The 18,636-nt window shown below is 65.5% G+C and carries 21 protein-coding genes; 11 read left to right on the top strand and 10 right to left on the bottom strand.

Annotated features, from left to right (window positions below):
* Positions 1-62: 62 nt before the first annotated feature.
* Together KYG_RS24940 and KYG_RS19270 are read right to left on the bottom strand one after the other, a co-directional pair.
* The gene (locus KYG_RS24940; protein ID WP_202798349.1) at positions 63-1,460 is read right to left on the bottom strand and encodes an FG-GAP repeat protein; all 1,398 of its coding nucleotides are present in this window, start codon (positions 1,458-1,460) and stop codon (positions 63-65) included.
* Positions 1,342-1,839, bottom strand: a complete 498-nt coding sequence (locus tag KYG_RS19270) for a hypothetical protein (RefSeq protein ID WP_008906604.1) — start codon at positions 1,837-1,839, stop codon at positions 1,342-1,344. The genes KYG_RS24940 and KYG_RS19270 overlap by 119 nt, the downstream gene beginning before the upstream one ends.
* Before the next feature lie 363 nt (positions 1,840-2,202).
* Here KYG_RS19270 and KYG_RS19265 point away from each other — a divergent pair, with 363 nt between their 5' ends.
* The gene (locus KYG_RS19265; RefSeq protein WP_008906603.1) at positions 2,203-2,649 is read left to right on the top strand and encodes a DUF2214 family protein; all 447 of its coding nucleotides are present in this window, start codon (positions 2,203-2,205) and stop codon (positions 2,647-2,649) included.
* Positions 2,650-2,731: 82 nt separating this feature from the next.
* Here KYG_RS19265 and KYG_RS19260 read toward each other — a convergent pair whose 3' ends face one another.
* Positions 2,732-3,022 carry a PsiF family protein gene (locus tag KYG_RS19260; protein WP_008906602.1) on the bottom strand — a complete coding sequence of 97 codons (291 nt, stop codon included), beginning with the start codon at positions 3,020-3,022 and terminating at the stop codon, positions 2,732-2,734.
* Positions 3,023-3,155: 133 nt separating this feature from the next.
* On the opposite strand from KYG_RS19260, the gene argS reads away from it, so the two are divergent.
* From argS to KYG_RS19215, 9 genes are all read left to right on the top strand, one after another.
* The gene (gene argS / locus KYG_RS19255; protein WP_008906601.1) at positions 3,156-4,865 is read left to right on the top strand and encodes an arginine--tRNA ligase; all 1,710 of its coding nucleotides are present in this window, start codon (positions 3,156-3,158) and stop codon (positions 4,863-4,865) included.
* A 13-nt stretch (positions 4,866-4,878) separates the two neighbouring features.
* Positions 4,879-5,520 carry an SPOR domain-containing protein gene (locus KYG_RS19250; RefSeq protein WP_008906600.1) on the top strand — a complete coding sequence of 214 codons (642 nt, stop codon included), beginning with the start codon at positions 4,879-4,881 and terminating at the stop codon, positions 5,518-5,520.
* 68 nt (positions 5,521-5,588) lie between these two features.
* Complete coding sequence (locus KYG_RS19245; protein WP_008906599.1) at positions 5,589-6,245, top strand: thiol:disulfide interchange protein DsbA/DsbL; 657 nt, start codon at positions 5,589-5,591, stop codon at positions 6,243-6,245.
* Positions 6,246-6,354: 109 nt separating this feature from the next.
* Complete coding sequence (gene lptA / locus KYG_RS19240; protein ID WP_008906598.1) at positions 6,355-7,002, top strand: lipopolysaccharide transport periplasmic protein LptA; 648 nt, start codon at positions 6,355-6,357, stop codon at positions 7,000-7,002.
* Positions 7,003-7,013: 11 nt separating this feature from the next.
* Positions 7,014-7,811 (top strand): LPS export ABC transporter ATP-binding protein, encoded by a 798-nt coding sequence (gene lptB, locus KYG_RS19235; protein WP_050813900.1) that lies wholly within the window; start codon positions 7,014-7,016, stop codon positions 7,809-7,811.
* A gap of 88 nt (positions 7,812-7,899) precedes the next feature.
* Positions 7,900-9,498, top strand: coding sequence for an RNA polymerase factor sigma-54 (locus tag KYG_RS19230; RefSeq protein ID WP_008906596.1), 1,599 nt, complete (start codon positions 7,900-7,902; stop codon positions 9,496-9,498).
* A gap of 66 nt (positions 9,499-9,564) precedes the next feature.
* Positions 9,565-9,996 (top strand): thioesterase family protein, encoded by a 432-nt coding sequence (locus tag KYG_RS19225; protein WP_008906595.1) that lies wholly within the window; start codon positions 9,565-9,567, stop codon positions 9,994-9,996.
* A gap of 24 nt (positions 9,997-10,020) precedes the next feature.
* Positions 10,021-11,313, top strand: a complete 1,293-nt coding sequence (locus KYG_RS19220; protein ID WP_008906594.1) for a class I SAM-dependent RNA methyltransferase — start codon at positions 10,021-10,023, stop codon at positions 11,311-11,313.
* On the top strand, positions 11,303-11,797 hold the full coding sequence (locus KYG_RS19215) for a putative toxin-antitoxin system toxin component, PIN family (RefSeq protein WP_008906593.1): 495 nt from the start codon (positions 11,303-11,305) through the stop codon (positions 11,795-11,797). The genes KYG_RS19220 and KYG_RS19215 overlap by 11 nt, the downstream gene beginning before the upstream one ends.
* A gap of 10 nt (positions 11,798-11,807) precedes the next feature.
* Here the strand turns inward: KYG_RS19215 and KYG_RS25545 are convergent, their stop codons facing one another.
* From KYG_RS25545 to KYG_RS19200, 5 genes are all read right to left on the bottom strand, one after another.
* Positions 11,808-12,686, bottom strand: coding sequence for an ATP-binding cassette domain-containing protein (locus KYG_RS25545; protein ID WP_369750065.1), 879 nt, complete (start codon positions 12,684-12,686; stop codon positions 11,808-11,810).
* Positions 12,687-12,707: 21 nt separating this feature from the next.
* The gene (locus tag KYG_RS25540) at positions 12,708-12,944 is read right to left on the bottom strand and encodes a hypothetical protein (protein ID WP_342721010.1); all 237 of its coding nucleotides are present in this window, start codon (positions 12,942-12,944) and stop codon (positions 12,708-12,710) included.
* On the bottom strand, positions 12,862-13,413 hold the full coding sequence (locus KYG_RS25535; RefSeq protein WP_369750063.1) for a hypothetical protein: 552 nt from the start codon (positions 13,411-13,413) through the stop codon (positions 12,862-12,864). The genes KYG_RS25540 and KYG_RS25535 overlap by 83 nt, the downstream gene beginning before the upstream one ends.
* A gap of 104 nt (positions 13,414-13,517) precedes the next feature.
* The gene (locus KYG_RS19205) at positions 13,518-14,330 is read right to left on the bottom strand and encodes a hypothetical protein (protein WP_008906592.1); all 813 of its coding nucleotides are present in this window, start codon (positions 14,328-14,330) and stop codon (positions 13,518-13,520) included.
* On the bottom strand, positions 14,327-16,069 hold the full coding sequence (locus KYG_RS19200) for an FMN-binding glutamate synthase family protein (RefSeq protein ID WP_008906591.1): 1,743 nt from the start codon (positions 16,067-16,069) through the stop codon (positions 14,327-14,329). Before KYG_RS19200 ends, KYG_RS19205 begins: the two co-directional genes overlap by 4 nt.
* A gap of 215 nt (positions 16,070-16,284) precedes the next feature.
* On the opposite strand from KYG_RS19200, the gene KYG_RS19195 reads away from it, so the two are divergent.
* Positions 16,285-17,142: a UPF0149 family protein gene (locus tag KYG_RS19195; RefSeq protein ID WP_008906590.1), complete on the top strand. Its 858-nt coding sequence runs from the start codon at positions 16,285-16,287 to the stop codon at positions 17,140-17,142.
* A gap of 290 nt (positions 17,143-17,432) precedes the next feature.
* Here KYG_RS19195 and KYG_RS19190 read toward each other — a convergent pair whose 3' ends face one another.
* Together KYG_RS19190 and KYG_RS19180 are read right to left on the bottom strand one after the other, a co-directional pair.
* A complete protein-coding gene (locus tag KYG_RS19190; RefSeq protein WP_034695415.1) occupies positions 17,433-17,843 on the bottom strand; it encodes a hypothetical protein in 411 nt (136 codons plus the stop codon).
* 301 nt (positions 17,844-18,144) lie between these two features.
* Positions 18,145-18,633, bottom strand: a complete 489-nt coding sequence (locus KYG_RS19180; RefSeq protein ID WP_008906587.1) for a nuclear transport factor 2 family protein — start codon at positions 18,631-18,633, stop codon at positions 18,145-18,147.
* Between the last annotated feature and the right edge of the window lie 3 nt (positions 18,634-18,636).

The following is an 18,636-nucleotide window of genomic DNA, read 5'->3' as shown; positions in this document are numbered from 1 at the left end:
TGCCGCCGCTGCGGCTGAACACATAGACGGCACCAGCACCGCTGGCCGCGTTGTTCGACTGGTCACCGTTGATACCGGTGGTATTGCTGTCTTCCCCGTTCGCGCCCACCGCCAGGATGTTGCCGTCGCTCGAAAGGGCTACGCTGGTGCCAAAAACGGTCCTCTGCCCCTGTATTGCTGGCCTTCACATAGGCCTGCTGGCTCCAGGTGCTGCCGCTGCGGGTGAACACATACACGGCACCTGCAAGGGTGGCAGAGTTGTCCACCGGGTCCCCGTTGATGCCTGTGGCATTGCTGTCTTCCCCAGTCGCCCCCACTGCCAAGGTGTTGCCGTCGCCCGACAGGGCCAAGCTGGTGCCAAAAAAGTCATTCGCATCGGTATTGCTGGCCTTCACATAGCCCTGCTGGCTCCAGGTGCTGCCGACTCGGGTGAACACATACACGGCACCCGCATCAACGGCGGAGTTGTCCCCTTGGTCACCATTGGCGCCGGTGGCATTGCTGTCCTCTCTGTACGCCCCCACCGCCAGGGTGGTGCCGTCACCCGATAGGGCCACGCTGTAGCCAAAGAGGTCGCCCGCTCCTGTATTGCTCGCCTTGAAGTACCCGATGGCCCGCGTCAGATCCACCGCTTGCGCCGCCGACAACGCGCTGCACCCCGCACTGTTGCACGCCTGCACGCGGTAGGTGGCGTTCAGCCGCGTGTGCAGCAGGCCTGTCACCACCCGGTCGTAGCTGGTACCGGTGAGGCCCGTGGCAATCTGCGTGGCTGCGGCCGGGCCTGCACCGTCGGGGTCTTCCGTCACGCGGTAGGTGATGGCGCCGCCACCGGCGGGGGGCGCAATGGCGCCCCAGCTGAGCTTGAAGGTCTTGACGTCATAGGCCAGGGTCAGGGCAGGGATACCCGGAACCACCACCACCGGTGGCGGTGGTGGCGGTGCATCCACCACGCAGACGACGGCCATCTGCGTGACGTCGGCCGTGGCGACCCCCGTGCCGCCGCTGACGCTGCAGCTTTGCCCCGCACTGCTGTCGAACACGCTGACGGCGTAGCCCATGCCCGCCAGCACAGGCTGGGCAAAGCGGAAGGCGCCGTTGTCCACCACGGTCACGGTGTCCCCGTTGGCGTTGTTGCGCAACGCCACCACGCCGATGTTGCCGCTGACGGTGCCCGAGAGCCGGTAGCCCGTGGTTGCACAGGCTACGGTGATGGGGGGCAGGGCGGCACTGGCATCGACGGTGCCTTGGCCCCCGGTGACGGTGCAGGTCTGATTCTGCGGCTGGGTCAGCACAGAGATGCTGTAGGGCCCTGTGACGGGCTGGGCGAACGTGAAGGGCCCGTCAGCGGTCACGCGGGCCTCTTGCGTGGCTCCCCCGGCCGCGAGTTGCAGCACCAGCGCCTTGCCTGTGGCGAGGCCCGCGACGCTGCCGCCCAGCGTGCGGGCGTTGGGGGGGCACATCGTTGTCGCGGCACGCCACGCTCACGTTGTTCACATCGGCGCTCACGGTGCCGCTGCCATTGGCGATGGTGCAGGTCTGGCCCACCGGCTGGGCGGCAATGCGCAGGCTGTAGGCGGTGCCTGCGGGTAGCTGCAGGCTGTAGCTGCCGTTGGCTGACACGGCGGCGCTGGGCCCGCTGGCATCGGTAATGACCACGGTCTTGCCCGCGCCCAGACCGGCCAGCTGGCCACCCACGCGGAAACTGGGGGTGTTCACCGGTGGGTCATCGCCCCCACCGCCGCCGCAGGCCGCAAGCACGACAGCGAATCCCAGCAGCCAGGTGCGGGTCAGAGTTCTGATGTTTGGCGTGGGCGCCGCTGCTGCTGTTGTCTTGGCCATGATGCAGTTGCTTCTCCGGGGGGCACTTGTAGGGCAGGCGCGGCCGAAGCTACCGGATTCGTCGAGGCTTGTATGTCCTCAGAACTGAGGACAGGGAGTCCGCGGCTGAAGGGCAGGAACGTGTCTGTATCAGGGTCATTTTTAAGATAAAAGTGGCCTCCAGCGCTTGATGGTAAAGCGCTTATAGCTATCAATTTAGAAGTAGATGCGCAGGGCGGCGGCGTCTGGCGCAGCGCAGCAGCGGGCGTGCACGCAGGTGGCGCTGGGCGGTGCTGGCGAGCTTTTCCTCAAGCAAAATGGCAACCATCCCCGGGTGGAGTTGACGCATTTATCGAGCCGCCGGGTGTTGAAAAGGAACCCTCCATGACCCTCGAAGCCATTCTTGCCGCCCTGCACCTGGTGGCCATCCTGACCTTTGTGGTCTTTCTGTCGAGCCAGGCGGCGCTGTGCCGCACCGAATGGATGAATGCCGCCGTCGTCGAGCGCCTGGTGCGGCTGGATGTGATCTATGGCGCGGCCGCTCTGGTGATGATTGGCAGCGGCCTGGCACGGCTCTTTTGGGGCATCAAGGGGGTGTCGTGGTATGTCTCGCAGCCGCTGTTTCACATCAAGATCACCATCGTGGTGGTCATGGCAATCCTGTCGATCTGGCCTTCCATCATGTTCCGCCGCTGGCGGCGCAATCTGCAGGCCTCGGGCGCCCTGCCTGACGAACTGGAGGTGAAGAAGGTGCGCCGGCTGGTGATGATCCAGTCGCACGTGTTGCCGGTGGTGGCGGTGATTGCGGTGTTCTGGGCGCGGGGCTGGTAGGCCTTTCAGGCCCTGCGCCCGTAAAAAAAGCCGCTGGCCCCACGGGGCAGCGGCTTTTTGCCGTGTGTCGGTGCCGGTTACGTCACTTCTTGAGGCACTCGCTCATGAAGGCCTTGCGCTCGTCGCCCTTGAGCGTCTTGGCTTTTTCGTCGGCGTTGCAGGCCTTCATCCGGTCTTGCTGGGAGGCGGGCTTGTTGCTCAGGCAGGTTTTCATGAACGCCTTGCGCTCGTCACCCTTCATATCGCCCGCTTCCTTGTTGCAGGTCGCCATCTTGGATTGCTGCTTGGTCGGGGCCTTGTCTTCGGCTGCCTGGGCCGAAAGACCCAGCGACAGGGCCAGGCTCAGAGCGGTGAGGGAAAGAAGCTTTTGCATGGAATCTCCTGGAGTGATTGGGTTATAGGGGGCTCCCGGAGTCATTGCACCATAGAACCCTAGCGGCCACAACGCGGACGGCGCAAGAACGGGCGTCCGGCGCTGGCCCCGGATGCCCCCGTAAAATCCGCCGATGCTCACAGCCAAAAATGAATTGCTCGCCGCGCTTGCGGGCGAGCTCGAAACCCTGTCCCCCGGCGCCGGTGCCAAAGCGGCGTTTGAATCCCCCAAGGTGGCTGCGCACGGCGACTTTGCCTGCACCGCGGCCATGCAGCTGGCCAAGCCCCTTAAGCTCAACCCGCGCGCGCTGGGCGAGCAGCTCAAGACGGCGCTGGAAGCCACTCCCGCGTTCCAGCGCTGGGTATCGGCCATTGAAATCGCGGGCCCTGGGTTCCTGAACATCCGCCTGAAACCCGCTGCCAAGCAGCAAGTGGTGCGCGAGGTGCTGGCCGCGGGCGACCGCTTCGGCTACCAAAGCGCGCACGGCCAGCAGGTGCTGGTCGAGTTCGTGTCGGCCAACCCCACCGGCCCGCTGCATGTGGGCCACGGCCGCCAGGCGGCGCTGGGCGATGCGATCTGCAACCTGTTTGCCACCCAGGGCTGGAAGGTACACCGCGAGTTCTATTACAACGACGCGGGCGTACAGATCGACACGCTGACCAAGAGCACGCAGCTGCGCGCCAAGGGCTTCAAGCCCGGCGACGAGTGCTGGCCCACCGACAGCGACAACCCGCTGGCCAAGAACTTCTACAACGGCGACTACATCGCCGACATCGCCGAGGCTTTCAAGGCCAAAGCCACCGTCAAGGCCGACGACCGCGAGTTCACCGCCAATGGTGACGTGGAAGACTACGACAACATCCGCCAGTTCGCCGTCGCCTACCTGCGCAACGAGCAGGACAAGGACCTGCAGGCCTTCAACCTCCAGTTCGACGAGTACTACCTCGAATCGAGCCTGTACACCAGCGGCCGCGTCGAGGCCACGGTGAACAAGCTGGTGGCCAACGGCAAGACGTACGAACAGGACGGCGCGCTGTGGCTCAAGAGCACCGACTACGGCGACGACAAGGACCGCGTGATGCGCAAGCAGGACGGCACGTACACTTATTTCGTGCCCGATGTGGCTTATCACATCGCCAAGTGGGAGCGCGGCTTCACCAAGGTCGTCAACATCCAGGGCACCGACCACCACGGCACCATCGCCCGCGTGCGCGCTGGCCTGCAGGCGGCCGATGTGGGCATTCCCCAAGGCTACCCCGACTACGTGCTGCACACGATGGTGCGCGTGGTCAAGGGTGGTGAAGAGGTCAAGATCAGCAAGCGCGCGGGCAGCTATGTCACGCTGCGCGACCTGATCGAGTGGACCAGTAAGGATGCCGTGCGCTTCTTCCTGCTCAGCCGCAAGCCCGACACCGAATACACCTTCGACGTGGACCTTGCCGTGGCGCAGAACAACGACAACCCGGTGTACTACGTGCAGTACGCGCATGCGCGCATCCAGTCGGTGTTGCGCGCTTGGGCAGAGGCGGGTGGCGGCGATGTCGCTTCGCTCAAGGAAGTGGATCTCTCGGCCCTGGAAGGCCCGCAGGCCCAGGCCCTGATGCTGCAGCTGGCCAAGTACCCCGAGATGCTCACGGCCGCCGCCGACGGCGAGGCCCCGCACGACGTGACCTTCTACCTGCGCGACCTGGCCGCCAGCTACCACAGCTACTACGACGCCGAGCGCATCCTGGTGGACGATGAGGCCGTGAAAAAGGCGCGCCTCGCGCTCGTCGCCGCCACCGCGCAGGTATTGCACAATGGCCTGGCTGTGCTGGGCGTGTCGGCTCCGGCCAGAATGTAAGCAGTCACAAACTATGAAGAAGCAACAGACGGGCGGGACCATCATCGGTTTCATCGTGGGCGTGATCGTGGGCTTGGGGGCCGCGCTGGCGGTGGCGGTCTATGTGACCAAGGTGCCGGTGCCCTTCCTCAACAAGGGTGGCGGCCGTGGTGCCGACATGGACGCCGCCGAATCGCAGAAGAACAAGAACTGGGACCCCAACTCTCCGCTGTATGGCAAGAACCCGGCGCGGCCCGCTGCGCCGCCTGCTCCGGTCGCTTCGGCGCCCGCCTCAGTGGCGCCGCCGGATGCACGCGCTGCTGCGTCGGCTCCCAAGCCCGCAGCCAGCAAGCCCGAGGCCAAGGCCGAGAGCAAGCCCAGCGCCGACCCACTGGGCGATCTGGCGGCGGCCAAAGCGGCGGCCAAGAGCGAGGTGGACCCGTTTGACTACTTTGTACAGGCGGGTGCCTTCCGCACGCAGGCCGATGCCGACGCCCAGCGCGCCAAGCTGGCGATGCTGGGCTGGGAGGCGCGGGTGAGCGAGCGCGAACAGAACGGCCGCCCGGTGTTCCGGGTGCGCGTGGGGCCGTTTGCCAAGCGCGACGACGCCGAGCAGCTCAAGGAGAAGCTCGGCGGCGCTGGCGTCGAATCTGCGCTGGTGCGCGTGCAGCGCTGATGCCGATCTGAACTTTTTGCGGGGGCATGGCTCACATCCCCCAGACCTGTAACAGGAGAGTCTTTGACATGAAACGCCGTGATTTTTCTCTGTCTGCCGCTTCGGTGGTTGCCGCTTCCGCCCTGACGCTGCCCGTGGCCACCCCCGCGCTGGCCCAGGCCCGCCAGTTCAAGGAGGGCAAGGACTACAAGCGGCTGGACAAGCCCGTGGCGCCCGACGCTGCAGCCGGCAAGGTCGATGTGATCGAGTTCTTCTGGTACAGCTGCCCCCACTGCAACGTGTTTGAGCCCGCGTTCGACGCCTGGGCCAAGGCCGCGCCCAAGGATCTGAGCATTCGCCGCGTGCCGGTGGCCTTCAATGCGAGCTTCATCCCCCAGCAGAAGCTGTACTACACGCTGGAAGGCATGGGCAAGCTCGAAGCACTGCACGCCAAGGTTTTCCGCGCCATCCATGTGGATAAGCTCAAGCTCGCCAAGGACGATGACATTTTTGCCTGGGTCGGGCAGCAGGGCGTGGATGCGGCCAAGTTCAAGGAGGTCTACAACTCCTTCACGGTGTCCAACCAGGTCCGCCGTGCTTCGCAGCTGCAGGATGCCTATGGCGTGGAGGGTGTGCCTTCCATGGGGGTTGCTGGCAAGTTCTATACCGACGGCACGATGGCCGGCAGCATGCAGAACGTGTTGCAGGTGGTCGAGCACCTGACGGCTGTGGCCCGCAAAGGCTGACGGTTTACGGCCGTCTGTTTGGCGTATTGCCTTCGAAGCCCGCATGCGCGGGCTTTTTTCATGGAGGAGGGCGAACGGATGGATACAATGATTGCAAGATTCGTGCCCTATGAACCATCGCCTCCTTCCCATCCTCATGCTCACCGCCCTGGCCTGCACCCTGGGTGTGGCCCATGCCGAGCGGGCAGACCGTAGCAAGCCCATGAACATCGAGGCCGACGCCCTGCGGCACGATGAACTCAAGCAGACCAGCGTGTTCTCCGGCCGTGTGGTGATGACCAAGGGCTCCATCGTGCTGCGCGGAGCGCGGCTGGATGTGCGCCAGGATGCCGATGGCTACCAGTACGGTGTCGTCACGGCCGAGCCCGGCAAGCGCGCATTTTTTCGGCAAAAGCGCGACACCCTGCCGGGTGCGCCCGATGAGTTCATCGAGGGTGAAAGCGAAGTAATCGAGTACGACGGCAAGGCCGACAACGTGCGCTTTATCACCCGCGCCGAACTGCGCCGTTATCGGGGATCGGTGCTCAGTGACGAGATCACCGGCGCCGTGATCGTCTACAACAACCTGACCGATGTGTTCAGCGTGGACGGCAAGCGGCCAGCCACCAATGCCGCTGGGGACGCCCCCGCGCCAGGCGGCCGCGTGCGCGCCGTGCTGTCCCCCAAAGATCCGTCGCCCCCTGTGGCGGCACCTGAACCATCCACTCCGGCTCCGGCGCTGCGCCCCAGCAACAGCCTGGGCGGCGGCGCCAAGTGAGCGGCAATACCGTGAGTACCGCGCCTGACGCCCAGGCGGGCAGCCGCCTGGGGCCTGATTCGCAGACGGGCAGCCGCCTGGAGGTGCAGCACCTGGCCAAGTCCTACGGCACCCGCAAGGTCGTCAAGGACGTGTCGCTGGTGGTGCAAAAAGGCGAGGTCGTGGGGCTGCTGGGCCCCAACGGCGCGGGCAAGACCACCTCGTTCTACATGATCGTGGGGCTGGTGCGCAGCGACGAGGGGGATATTCGCATCGACGGCCAGTCGGTCGCCCACATGCCCATTCACCGCCGGTCACGCCTGGGGCTGTCGTACTTGCCGCAAGAAGCGTCGATCTTCCGCAAGCTCACGGTCGAAGAAAACGTGCGCGCCGTGCTGGAGCTGCAGCGCGGTGACGACGGCCAGCGCCTGAGCCGCACCGCCATCGAAGAGCGCCTTACCGCCCTGCTGCAGGAGCTGCGCGTGGACCACCTGCGCGAGTCCCCGGCCATGGCCTTGTCGGGCGGGGAACGCCGCCGGGTCGAGATTGCCCGCGCCCTGGCCACCCAGCCGCGTTTCATCCTGCTGGACGAGCCCTTCGCCGGTATCGACCCCATTGCCGTGATCGAGATCCAGCGCATCATCGGCTTCTTGAAGGCGCGCGGCATCGGCGTGCTCATCACCGACCACAACGTGCGCGAAACACTGGGCATCTGCGACCACGCTTTCATCATCAGCGATGGCCGCGTGCTGGCGCAGGGCACGCCGTCCGAGATCGTGGACAACGCCGAAGTACGCCGCGTGTACCTCGGCGAACACTTCAGGATGTAGACATGGCCCCCACGCTTGTCACTTCGTGTAATGCGCTGCCCCCCAAGGGGGCTCTCGCGCCTTGGGGCGGCCCGGCGGCGCTCAATCAATGAAGCCTGGACTGTCGCTGCGCGTCTCGCAGCACCTTGCATTGACTCCCCAGCTCCAGCAGTCCATCCGGCTGCTGCAGTTGTCCACGCTCGAACTCTCGCAGGAAGTCGAGCAGATGCTCGACGAAAACCCGTTCCTTGAGCGCAATGCCGACGAAGCACCGCGCGAGGAGTTTGGCCTGGAAGCCGCCGACACGCCCGCACAGGCCGACGACTATAGCGCCGACGATGCTATGTTTTCAGGAGCTGTCAGCGCAAGCAGTACAAGCGCTGAAGGCCAAAATGATGCTGAAACACCGAGTGCTGGCGCCGACGAACCGGACTGGAGCGGTGACGGCACGGTAGAGATGGCGCCCAACGACGCCGAGTGGGGCGGCGACGCCCCGGCGCGTACCCGCAACGATGCGGAAGGGGACGAGGCCGACGCCACCGAGCTGGCCCGAACGCACGAGTCGCTCACCGCCTTTTTGCACCGCCAGGCGCTGTCGCTGCGGCTGTCCGAAGTGGACACGGCCGCGCTGCGTTTTCTCATCGAATCGCTGAACGACGATGGCTACCTTGAAGAGTCGCTCGAAGAGCTGGCCATCAGCCTGGCAGGGCCCGAAGACCTGGAGCAGATCGAGGAACTGGTGCACCGCTTCACGGTGGCCCAGCGCCTGCTGCAAAGCCTGGAACCCGTGGGCGTGGGCGCGCGCAACCTGGCCGAGTGCCTCACCCTGCAGCTCACCGCCCTGGCGGCCGACGAAGACAGCGACGCAGACCCCGACACCGTGCAGACCGCGCTGCGCATCTGCCAGCAGCCGCTGGAGATGCTGGCCCGCCGCGACATCCGCCGCCTGACGCAGCTGTGTGGCGATGGCGAAGAGCGCACCCGCGCCGCCATGGCGCTGATCGCTCGCCTGGAGCCTCGCCCCGGCCGCCGCTTTGCCGACGTGGAGCGCAACATCATCATTCCCGATGTCATCGTGCGCAAAGCCGGGCGGGAAGGCTCGCAGCGGGGCCGCGATGGCCAGCACAACTTCATCGTCAGCCTCAACCCCGACGTGATGCCCCGCCTGCGCGTGCACGACATCTATGCCGGTGCGCTGCGCGGCCACAAGGGCGGCGAGGGCCACCAGGGCATGCAGCAGCGCCTGCAGGAGGCGCGCTGGTTCATCAAGAACATCCAGCAGCGTTTTGACACCATATTGCGCGTCTCGCGCGCCATCGTGGAGCGGCAAAAAAACTTCTTCACCCATGGCGAGCTGGCCATGCGCCCGCTGGTGCTGCGCGACATCGCAGACGAACTGGGCCTGCACGAATCCACCATCAGCCGTGTGACCACGGCCAAATACATGGCCACGCCGATCGGCACCTACGAGCTCAAGTACTTCTTTGGCTCGGGCCTGGGCACCGAAACCGGTGGTAATGCATCCAGCACGGCGGTGCGCGCGCTGATCAAGCAGTTTGTCGCGGCCGAGAACCCCGCCAAGCCGCTGTCCGACAGCCAGATCGCCGAGATGCTCAAGGAGCAGGGCATTGAGTGCGCGCGCCGCACCGTGGCCAAGTACCGCGAGGCGCTCAAGATCGCGCCGGCCAATCTGCGCAAGGCGCTGTAGGGTCACCGCCAGGGTGCGCCTGGCTCACCCTGTTTGATTTTTTGTTTATCTACCCGCTGCCCCACCATGGCCCGCATCGTCTTTGACCTCCCCCCGCACTTCGGCTTTGCCACCGAGCTGCAGATCTACATCAGCCACGTCAACCAGGGCGGGCACCTGGACAACGCGCAGTTGCTCACGCTGGTGTCCGAGGCGCGTGTGCGGTTCTTCCAGTCGCTGGGCTACCCCGAGGCCGATGTGGGCGGCCTGTCCATCGTGGTGGGCGACATCGTGGCGCAGTACAAGTCCGAAGGTTTCCATGGCGAAACCATGCGGGTGGAGATGGCGCCAGCGGACTTCAACCGCTACGGCTTTGACCTGGTGTTCTGCATGACCGAGAAAACCTCCGGCCGCGAGGTGGCGCGCGGCAAGATCGGCATCGTTTTCATCGGCAAGGCTGACCGCAAGGTGGCGCCGATCCCGGAGTCCATCCGCCAGTTGCTCCTGCGCAAGGCTTGAGCGCGTATCCTTTCGGCCAGTCCTATGAACCAACTCCAACTTTTCCTCCCTTGCGCTGCGGGCGTCGAGGGCTTTCTGGCCGATGAAGTGCATGGCATCACCGGCCTCACGGGGCAAGACCTGCTGGTCGGCCGCGGCGGCGTGCTGCTGCGCGCCTCGTGGCGCCAGGCGCTGCTGCTCAACCTGCACAGCCGACTGGCCCAGCGCGTGCTGGTGCAGCTGGCGCACCGCCCTTACCGCTCTGAAAACGACCTCTATGCCATGGCCAGCGACGTGGCCTGGGAGATCTGGTTCACCACGCGCCAGACCTTCAAGGTGGAAGTGACCGCCCAGCACAGCCCGCTGCAGAGCCTCAACTTTGCGGGCCTCAAGGTCAAGGACGCCGTGGCCGACCGCTTTCGCAACAAGAGCGGCGTGCGGCCCGACGTGAACACCCAGTGGCCCGATGTGCGCATCCACCTGCACCTGACCACCGACGAGGCAACGATCTACATCGACACCTCGGGCGAGCCGCTGTTCAAACGCGGCTGGCGCGAAGACAAGGGCGATGCGCCACTAAAAGAAACCCTGGCCGCCGCCATGATTGCTGCCAGCGGCTGGGACCCACACGGCGACAACCCCCAGCCGCTGTACGACCCCTGCTGCGGCAGCGGCACCATCGTGATCGAGGCCGCGCAGATCGCCTGCCGCATCCCGGCAGGCATGCTGCGGCGCTTTGCGTTCGAGAAGCTGCTGCCGTTCCAGGCGCACGTGTGGTCTGCTATTAAAAACGAAGCTGAAGGCGCAATGCAGGCAAGCGCTGTGCCCCTGTTTGGCAGTGATGTGGCCTTCCGCATGGTCGACTTTGCCCAGCGCAATGCCGAGCGCGCCGGTGTGGCCGATGCCGTGCAACTGCGCGGCGGCGACTCCCTGCAGCGCATGCCACCGTGCGACCAGCCTGGCGTGATGCTGCTGAACCCGCCCTACGGCGAGCGCATTGCTGCCGCAGGCAGCGCAGGCCGCAACGCCAGCGAGCGCGCTGCCGACCGTGCCCAGGGCATGGCCGTGGGCCGCGAAGAGGCGCAGACCGAGGATGGCGGCGAATTCTTCAGCCAGCTGGCCTCGCACTGGAAGAAGAACTACGCTGGTTGGCAGGCCTGGATGCTCACTCCCGACCTCAAGCTGCCCGGCAAGATGCGCCTGAAGGAATCGCGCCGCGTGCCCATGTGGAACGGCCCCATCGAATGCCGCATGTTCCGCTTCGACATGATCAAGGGCGCGGTGCGCGACCGCGCGGCAAAACCCGCCCCTGACAACGACCCGCGCAATGCAGGTTGAACTGCGCCTGCCCGCCGAGGCCGCACCGGGCGAACCCGCCCGCCCCGTGGTGGTGGACACCAACGTCGCGCTGGATCTGCTGATCTTCAGCGACCCGCGCACCGCCCCCCTGCGCGCACTGCTGGCCCAAGGGCGCCTGGTCTGGATAGCGACCCAGGTCATGCGCGACGAACTGGAGCGCGTGCTGGCCTACCCGCACATCGCCTCGCGCATGAATTACTACCGCGTGGATGCAGCACAGGTGCTGGCAGCGTTTGATGCGCAGGCGCGCCTGGTGGAGATCGCACCCAAGGTGGCCTACGTGTGCAAAGACGCGGACGACCAGAAGTTCATCGACCTGGCGGCGATGCACCAGTCCATATTGCTGAGCAAGGATAAAGCGGTGATCTGTATGCGCAAGCGGTTGCTGAACCTGGGGGCAGATGTGGCGACAGCGCTGGTGATAGAAGAACCCGCAGGCGAACCAGTACGCGCCGTCGCTTGAGCCACCGCGCTCAGCTGTCAAACCTGAAATCCGCTGCCGCGTACAACTCCCAAGCCCCTTCGCCCTTGAATTCCAGCACGTGCGTGTGGTGTTTGAGCACGGCGGGGCGGTGGGCGATGCTGATGAGGGTGGTGCCGCTGGCGCGCAGGCGTTCGTAGAGGGCGGTTTCGTTGGCGCTGTCCAGCGCGCTGGTGGCTTCATCCAGGATGACGATGCTGGGCTGGCGCGCCAGCACGCGGGCAAAGGCCAGGCGCTGTTGCTCGCCCACGGACAGCAGCTTCTCCCAGTCAAAGGACGCGTTGAGCCCGCCCACACGCTCGGACAGTGATTCGAGGTGCACCTCCCGCAGCAGCTCCAGCAGGCGTTCGTCGCTCAGCGCCGTCTGCTTGCTCGGGTAGATGATCTGGCTGCGCAGCGTGTCAATCTGCATGTAGGGGCGCTGGGGCAGGAAGAACATGTCTTCCAGGGGCGGGTGCTGCACGGTGCCACTGCCCGTGTGCCACAGGCCCGCAATGGCACGCAAGAGCGAGCTTTTGCCGCAGCCGCTCGGGCCGGTGATGAGCAGCGCATCGCCGGGCTGCAACTGTAGCGAGAGGTCGGCCACGAGCAGGCGGCCGAAGTGGGGGGTGTAAAGCGAGAGCCCTTCGATGGCCAGCGTGTCGCCGATGCGGGTGGTGATGTGCGGTGGGGGCTCGCAGGGGTCGTGGGCGTTGATCGCGGGCTTCGCATCGTCCGCAGGCTGGCCTGCCGGGGCGGGATCGGCCCAGGGGGTGGGCGCGGCAGGGGTTTTGAGCACGACCTGCGACAGGGTATGCAGCCGGTCGATGCCCGCCACAAACCGGCTCAGGCTCTCGAAGTTGTCCACGATCAGCGAGATGGCGCCCAGCACGGCGGCAAATGCGCCTGCCGCCTAGATGGCCCGGCCCACCTCCAGCTCGCCCGACAGCACCGCATTGGCCAGGAGGATGCTGGGCAGGATCAAGGTGAGCTGGCTGAAAGAGCGCTGGTACAGGTTGAGCGAGAGCTGCTTTTTGATGAGCCGGGCGAAGTTGGTAAACGCTGCCTCAAACCGGTGGTCGATCTGCACGCGCTCCTGGGGTTCGCCCCGGTAGAAGGCGATGGATTCGGCGTTTTCGCGCAGCCGCATTGTCGATGTCGCCGCCCGCGCCGATCTCGTAGTACTTGCGTTCGCTCAGATAGCCATCCAGGAATCGGTGGGTGAGCCAGCGCCGCCAGTGGTTGGAGAACGCATCGCGCATGTAGTAATAAAAGTCGTACACCGGCACCGCGAATGCCAGTACCACCAGGCTGGTGCGCACCGCGATCCAGAAGCGTTCGGCCTGCCTGGCCGCCAGGGCCGATGTCATCTCCCCTGTCTTGTCGATCAGCATGACGGCCAGCTGGGTCTCGCACACCATCAGGGCGATCAGCAGTGCCATCAAGCCCCAGGCGGTGCGCTTCTTGTCGCCTGCCCAGTAGGGCTGGGCCACGCCCATGAATTGCTTCCAGGCAGCCCGCGACAGGGTGGGCGGGCGGCTGCGGCGCGGCTTGTCAGTAGCGGGGGGCAAGGGCGTGGGCTCAGGGGCGGCTGGGCTGGCAGCGGCGGGCAGTGGCATGAAAAGAGGGGGGTGGGCTGGAGGAAGCTCCTCCTGAACGATAGGCGATGAGCGCGCTTGGCGCTGTCAGCGGATAACCACAGCTTGAACAGAACAACCGCGTTTCATCTGCCGAGCAACTCGTACGCCGCCCGCACCCGCTGCAAATCCCGCCCCAGCGTGCGGCTCTCAGGCAGGCGCCGCATCCACCCCATGCGGCGAACGCTGGTCGCCAGCACCTCCCGCATCTCTGCGCTGCCCTGCGCCACCCACGCCGCCCAGCGCGCGCGCCCTTCGTCCAGGGTGCTGCTGGTGTGCAGGTACAGCGCGGTGGAGTGCGCATAGCACAGCGCATCGCGCACATGGCACACCGCCAGGGGCAGCACGGCGGCGGGGTCGTCCTCAAAGTCGATGCAGGCCACTTCGCCGTCGGGGCAGCGCACGAGGTTGCGCGCAAACGCCTGGCTCAGGCAGGTGCCCTGGCGGTGCACCTGGGCGAGCGCGTCCAGCCCTTGCTGCCACAGGGCCAGCACGGCGCTGCGGTCGCCGGCCTGTACGGCGTGGTCGATCTCGTCGCCAAGGGAATGGGTCTCCACCCCTACACGGCCCAGATGGCGCATGGCAAAGCCGTCGGGTTGCACGGCCAGCACCTGGGGCACACGAATGTCGCGCGCTGCCAGGTCGTGCAGGCGCCGCACCTCGGTGGAAATGGCGACGGGGCCACCGGGGTTGGGTACCGGCCGCAGCACGGGAAGGCGCAGCAGCCAGGCCAGCACGCCCATGGCGTGGTAGCGGCCCATGCTGTGGGGCGTGCCTGCGCGCTTGACCCAGATCTTTTCGTTGCCCAGCACATGGCTCATCACGTTGTGCGGCTGTGTGGCCAGCTGATGCCGCAAAAAGGCCCCGTAGTCGACTGCGTCTGATGTCGCCACGGTCATACGGCGGCTTCCCCTGCTGCCACGGCCGCGGTGCCCGCCGCCGCAGCGTGCACCAGCTCCACATGGTGGGGAATGGAGGGTTCCAGCGCAGGCTCGCTGGCCTGAAAACTGTGGGCATTGGCCAGCGGCCAGTACAGGCGGAACACGTTGTGCTGCGCGTCGAGCGGGCCCAGCAGCGCGCCCGGTTGCATGCGCGTGATCAGGTTGGACAGCAGGCGCACCTCGGTGTCGCTGATGCGGCGCACGATGTGGTGGGCCGTGATGTCCTTGGGGTGACGCAGCCCGGCGGCCTGCACCAGCTCCTGCAGCGCGTGCAGCGTGCTGCGATGAAACTGCGCCACGCGCGTGGCCTTGTCGGGCACCACCAGGGCCTGCTGGCGCAGCGGGTCTTGGGTGGTCACGCCCGTGGGGCAGTGCCCGGTGTGGCAGTTTTGCGCCTGGATACAGCCCAGCGCCATCATGAAGCCGCGCCCCGCGTTGCACCAGTCGGCGCCCAGCGCCATCATGCGAGCGATGTCGAAGGCGCTGATCACCTTGCCCGCGCAGCCAATTCGCACGCGGTCACGCAGGTTCACCCCCACCAGCGTGTTGTGCACCAGCAGCAGGCCCTCTTGCAGCGGGGCACCCACGTGGTCGGTGAATTCCACCGGCGCCGCGCCCGTACCGCCCTCGGCGCCATCGACCACGATGAAATCCGGCGTGATGCCGGTGACCAGCATGGCCTTGACGATGGCAAACCACTCCCACGGGTGGCCCAGGCAGAACTTGAAGCCCGTGGGCTTGCCGCCCGACAGCGTGCGCAGCCTGGCGATGAACTGCATCATCTCCACCGGGTTGCTGAACGCGCTGTGGCTGGCGGGCGAGATGCAGGCCTCGCCCTCCTTCACCCCGCGCGCAGCGGCGATCTCGGCCGTGACCTTGGCGCCTGGCAGCACGCCACCGTGGCCGGGCTTGGCGCCCTGGCTGAGTTTCAGCTCGATCATCTTGACCTGCGGGTCGGTGGCGTTGGCGGCAAAGCGTTCTTCGCTGAAGGTACCGTCACTGTTGCGGCAGCCAAAGTAGCCCGAGCCGATCTCCCAGATCAAATCGCCGCCGTGCACGCGGTGGTGCTGGCTGATGCTGCCCTCACCCGTGTCGTGCGCAAAGCCGCCTTTTTTTGCACCCTGGTTCAAAGCCAGGATCGCATTGGCCGACAGCGCGCCAAAGCTCATGGCCGAGATGTTGAACACGCTCGCGTGGTAGGGCTGGGTGCAGGGCGATACGGACGATGACGGCGCATCGGGGCTGCCGCCAATCCACACCCGAAAGTCGTGCGACGGCAGCTGTGTGGGTGCGAGCGAGTGGTTCACCCATTCATAACCCTGCGCGCCCACATCGAGGTGCGTGCCAAACGGCCGGTTGTCCGGGTCGCCCTTGGCGCGCTGGTAGACCAGCGAACGCTGGGCGCGCGAGAACGGCGCGGCCTCGCTATCGCTCTCGATGAAATACTGGCGCACCTCAGGCCTCACGTATTCCAGCATGAAGCGGATGTGGCCGATGACCGGGTAGTTGCGCAAAATGGCGTGGCGCGACTGCTGCAGGTCGTACACGCCCACTGCTACCAAGGCAGCAAACACCAGCACCACGGGCAGGCCCACGCCAAACGCCACCAGCGCAAACAGCGACAGCAGCAGCCCGAACACGCACAGCGCAAAGGCCGTGTAGCGCACCGGGTACAGGGAGTTCAGTTGGTGGAGCATGGGGGTCCTGGTTCTGGTGGCGGTGCGAGAGGGGGCTACACTGACCGCCTTTTTATCGGGTGCCATGTTGCGCAAGGCGCTTTTGAGGCCCGGCACCACCCCGGGTCGCCGTACCTGCGCCGCTACACCAGCGCCACGGCACAAGGCCTGCGCATCATAAAAGTAAAACAATGTTTTACCGCCCCCGCTATCTCGCTTGACGACCGGAGCCCCCCATGACCGAACCCACATCGCCCACTCCCTCCACCGACGATCTTGATGACCCCGCGGGCGCCCCGGCCGCCGCACTGGGCCCTGAAGAGCTGGAAGAGATCGACAACATCCTCGACGACCTGCGCTCGCGCGGCGAGGAAATCCCGCAGTGGGAGTTCTGCGATGGCTTCATGACCGCGCTGATCTGCAGCCGCCGCCCCATCGCCCCGGCCGAGTACCTGCCCATGCTGCTGGGCGACGGCGCCGAGCTGGATGTTGCCGAAGGCGACCCGCTGCCGCAGTTGCCAGCCTTTGCTGACGCCGCCCAGCAGGCGCGCTTTTTAGAGCTGTGGAACCGCCGCTGGGCCGAAATCGTGACCCAGCTCGACACCGACGTGAAGACGCTGGACGACGACCGCACCTTCCAGCCCGAAGCCATGGACATGCGCGGCGCCGTGGCCAGCCTGACGGATGAGCAACGCGCCGAAATGGGCGACGACCAGGAGATCCCGTCCTTCGGCCAGGTGTGGGCGCTGGGCTTCATGTTTGCGGTGGAAAACTGGCCCGAAGACTGGGCCGCCCCCCGCGACAAGGAAGCCGCCAAGTGGCTGGATGACGCGCTGGACCGCATCGTTGCCCTGACCGAAGACGACACGGGCAAGCCCGAAGTCTGCATGTACGACGAAGACGGCCCACCCAGCACCAGCCAGGCGCGCGTCGAGGCCTTCGGCGAAGCCATCTGGGCCGTGTACGACCTGCGCCAGCTGTGGAAGAGCATGGGCCCGCGCGTGGAGACGGTGCGCAAGGCACCCGAGCCGGGGCGCAACGACCCTTGCTACTGCGGCAGTGGCAAGAAGTACAAGAAGTGCCACGGGGCTTGAGTGATGGATGCTTCTGATTTGATAGCTGATAGCGCTTGCCTGGTAAGCGCTGGAGGGTAATTTGGCTTGGTAATTCTGCTGGTGCAAGCTGCGGTTGTGGGCGATGTTCAGCACCGGTGGCTGTCCGCGGGTTGTTGAGTGCGGTGGTGTGCGTTTTGGTTCTATAGCCGCCCCGGGTCTCATCCCGAGAATGGACGCTCGCTGCGCGCGCTCTGAGTGACCGCTTTCGGGCGGCACGGACAGCGGTTATGGGCCCGAAGCAGCCGCTCGTTGCCGCATTGAGCGGCGCGTTATCCGTTTGAATAAAAGACATCGCGCGCCGCTGCAAGAGGAGCAAGGACCGTAAGTAGCTCCTGCGCAAGGCGGCGGGGTAGCGTCCATGATGGATGCTGCATATCAGCAAGCGATTCAGCAGCGGTCGAACCACCACTCCTTGCCTCAGGGGGGACCAACTCGACGCTGTCCCGAAGTATTTCAACTGCTAGCTTCTGCGTTGTGGTCATAAGCCCGAGCGGGTCATCCACAAGCTGAGTCGGTTGCAGTAAGAAGTAGAAAAGCTCACCGGCAACCAGAAAATTGCCCTGGTCAGCGCAGCAATCTTCGGGACTCATCGCAAGTGAGCGAGCGTGACCCACGTACCAGTCGAAATCGCTATAGAACGAATCCAACGCGGTTACTTCTTTTGATGTCGAGGCTGTCATGGTCGCTTAATCAAATTGACGCTTCTGGCCGTGGTTTGCAAGTTACGCGTTCGATCCTTCTACCTGCCTACGAAAGAGAGGAGCGCGGGACCCAACAGAAAGGCGCCGAGCAGCAGGATGACTGGTACGCCAACAACAAACCAGATCATCAATCGCCCCTCCCTCTTGAAATGGTGGTTGACGCTCTTTGTTTTGGCAGTGGCGACTGCGTCGTCGTGGGACTGGTTCGGGTTGCTCACGAAGTGCTTTCGTAAAGAATCATCTGACCGCTATTGGCCGACTACTGACGCTCGGCGCCCCCTCACCCCTGCGCCAAAAACTTCTTCAAATTCCCCGCCGCCGTACTGCGCACCTTGCGCTTGAGCGAGGGCGACCAGCCCAGCAGCAGCCCCGGCGCGCCCAGCGCCTGCCGCGCCCAGCGCCAGAAGCTGAACCGGTCGCGGTGGGTGGCGATCAGCCCGTCGGGCGTGAAGGTGAAGGTGCCGTCGATGATGTTGTGCACCTTGCGCCCCGTGGCGCTGAAGAGGTAGTGCGCCTCCCAGTGCGCCTTGCCGGTTTGGGCATCGGCGTCGATACCGCTGAATTCCAGCTTCCAGTGCTCGGCGGCGCCGGGCTTTTTGGTGGCGGTGCACAGCATGCGCCACATGCCGCTGATCTGGTCGCGGCCCTTCAGGGAAAAGGCCTCGTCGTCAAACCTGGCGTCGGGCGCATAGCAGGCGACCATGGTGGCGTGGTCCAGCTGCGCGAAGGCGGTGTAGAAGCGGTGCAGGGTCTGGGCGTTGGGGTGCATGTG

The sequence above is a fragment of the Acidovorax sp. NO-1 genome, from assembly GCF_000238595.1.
GTDB lineage: Bacteria > Pseudomonadota > Gammaproteobacteria > Burkholderiales > Burkholderiaceae_C > Acidovorax.
Note: the sequence above shows the minus strand (reverse complement) of the source record. Positions and strands in the feature narration are given on the sequence as shown.